This is a genomic window from Terrabacter sp. P5_B1, from assembly GCF_056400505.1.
Map to the genome: position 1 here is coordinate 1 of NZ_JBFULD010000455.1, position 2,499 is coordinate 2,499.

General features: G+C 72.0%; 3 protein-coding genes. All 3 read right to left on the reverse strand.

Going from position 1 to position 2,499, the window contains the following annotated elements:
• The coding region (locus tag AC1DP0_RS20765) for an NAD(P)H-hydrate epimerase (protein ID WP_478088258.1) at positions 1 to 355 on the reverse strand (355 nt) is incomplete at its 3' end.
• Positions 355 to 705: a holo-ACP synthase gene (locus tag AC1DP0_RS20770; RefSeq protein WP_478088260.1), complete on the reverse strand. Its 351-nt coding sequence runs from the start codon at positions 703 to 705 to the stop codon at positions 355 to 357. The genes AC1DP0_RS20765 and AC1DP0_RS20770, both read right to left, overlap by 1 nt.
• Before the next feature lies 1 nt (position 706).
• On the reverse strand, positions 707 to 2,497 hold the full coding sequence (gene glmS, locus AC1DP0_RS20775; RefSeq protein ID WP_478088262.1) for a glutamine--fructose-6-phosphate transaminase (isomerizing): 1,791 nt from the start codon (positions 2,495 to 2,497) through the stop codon (positions 707 to 709).
• Positions 2,498 to 2,499: the final 2 nt, after the last annotated feature.

Below are 2,499 nucleotides of genomic sequence, written 5' to 3' on the forward strand. Positions count from 1 at the left end.
CCACGTGGGCCGCGGCGTCCGGGTCGTCGGCGGCCACGCGGACCATGACCCCGGCCGCCTCCGTGGCCGCGAGGGCAGCCGCGTGCACGCCCGAGCGGCCGGCTGCCGGAACCAGCACCACGGCGCAGGCGAAGCCCGACTCGGCGAGGTGGGCGACGGCATACAACGTGTCGCCACCGTTGTCGCCCGCGCCGACGAGCCCGACGACGGTGGTGCCGTCGGTGTCGTCGAGGCGCGCCGCGGCGACCTCGGCGAGGCCGAGCGCGGCGCGCGACATGAGCTCACCCTCGGGCAGCTGCGCCATGGCGGCGGCCTCGGCCGCCCGGACGGCCTCGACGGAGTGTGCGCGGATCATCAGCCCTCCGCGATGACGACGGCCGACGCGACGCCCGCGTCGTGGGACAGGGAGACGTGGAAGGAGTCGACGCCGAGGTCGTTGGCCCGTGCGAGAACCGTCCCGCCGATCTCGAGCGAGGGACGCCCGTCGTCGTCCGACACGACCCGGGCATCGGTCCAGTGCAGGCCGACCGGCGCGCCGAGGGACTTGGCCAAGGCCTCCTTGGCCGCGAACCGCGCGGCGAGGGAGGCGATGCCGAGGTGGCGCTCCTCGACGGTGAAGAGCCGCTCGCGCAGCGCCGGGGTGCGCTCGAGGGTCGCCTCGAAACGCTCGATGTCCACGACGTCGATACCGACCCCCACGATCACGTCACTCGACCGTGACCGACTTGGCGAGGTTGCGCGGCTGGTCGACGTCGAGGCCCTTGGCGGTCGAGAGCCACAGGGCGAAGACCTGCAGCGGCACGACGGTGAGCAGCGGCGCGAGCAGCGGTGACGTCGCAGGCACCCGGATCACCTCGTCGGCGAACGGCGCGACCGAGTCGTCGCCCTCCTCGGCGATGACGAGGGTGCGGGCGCCGCGGGCGCGGATCTCCTGGATGTTGCTCACGACCTTGCCGTGCAGGCCGTGCTCGCTCGTCGGCGACGGCACGACGACGAAGACCGGCTGACCGGGCTCGATGAGCGCGATCGGTCCGTGCTTGAGCTCGCCGGCGGCGAACCCCTCGGCGTGGATGTAGGCGAGCTCCTTGAGCTTGAGCGCGCCCTCCATGGCGATCGGGTAGCCGACGTGGCGGCCCAGGAAGAGCACCGAGCGGGTGTCGGCCATGAAGCCGGCGACCTCCTTGACCCGGTCCATCTGGCCGAGCAGCGTCTCGATCTTGGCCGGGACGCCGCCGAGCTCCTTCATGACCGACTGCGCGTCGTCCGCGTAGGAGCCGCCGCGCAGCTGGGCGAGATAGAGACCGAGCACGTAGCAGGCGGTGATCTGCGCCAGGAACGCCTTCGTCGAGGCGACCGCGATCTCGGGGCCGGCGTGCGTGTAGAGCACCGCGTCGGACTCGCGCGGGATGGTCGAGCCGTGGGTGTTGCACACCGACACCGTGACGGCGCCGAGCTCGCGGGCGTGCTTGACGGCCATCAGGGTGTCCATCGTCTCGCCGGACTGGCTGATGGAGACGACGAGCGTGCGGTCGTTGACGATGGGGTCGCAGTAGCGGAACTCGTGCGCGAGCGCGACCTCGACGGGGATGCGCGTCCAGTGCTCGATGGCGTACTTCGCGACCATGCCGGCGTAGGCCGCGGTGCCGCAGGCCACGATGGTGATGCGGTCGACCGCGCGCAGCTGCTCCTCGGAGACGCTCATCTCGTCGAGGACGAGGCGGCCGTCCGCGTCGGTGCGACCCAGCAGCGTGTCGGCCACGGCGTGCGGCTGGTCGTGGATCTCCTTCTCCATGAAGGTCGCGTAACCGCCCTTCTCGGCGGCGGCGGCGTCCCACGTCACCTCGTAGGCCTTGCCCTCCGCCGGCGTGCCGTCGAAGTTGATGACCGAGGCACCGTCGGGTGTGATCGTGACGATCTGGTCCTGGGCGAGCTCGAGCGCGTGGCGGGTGTGGCCGATGAAGGCGGCGACGTCGGAGCCGAGGTAGTTCGCATCGTCGCCGAGGCCGACCACGAGCGGGCTGTTGCGGCGGGCGCCGACGACGACGCCGGGCTGGTCGGCGTGGATCGCGAGGAGCGTGAAGGCTCCCTCGAGGTCGGCGACGACGACCCGCATCGCGGAGGTCAGGTCGTGCTCGCGCTCGTAGGCGGCGGCGAGCAGGTGCGCGACGACCTCGGTGTCGGTCTCGCTCGTGAACACGACGCCGTCGGCGAGCAGTCCCTGCTTCAGGGCGTGGAAGTTCTCGATGATGCCGTTGTGGATGAGGGCGAGCTTGCCGTCCTCGCCACCCCGGTGCGGGTGGGCGTTCTGGTCGGTCGGACCGCCGTGCGTGGCCCAGCGCGTGTGGCCGATGCCGGTCGTCGACGCCGGGAGCGGGTCGGCGTCGAGCTCGGCCACGAGGTTGGCGAGCTTGCCCGACTTCTTGCGGGTCTCGACGTGGCCGCCGTCGAGCAGCGCCACGCCGGCGGAGTCGTAGCCGCGGTACTCGAGCCGGGCCAGGC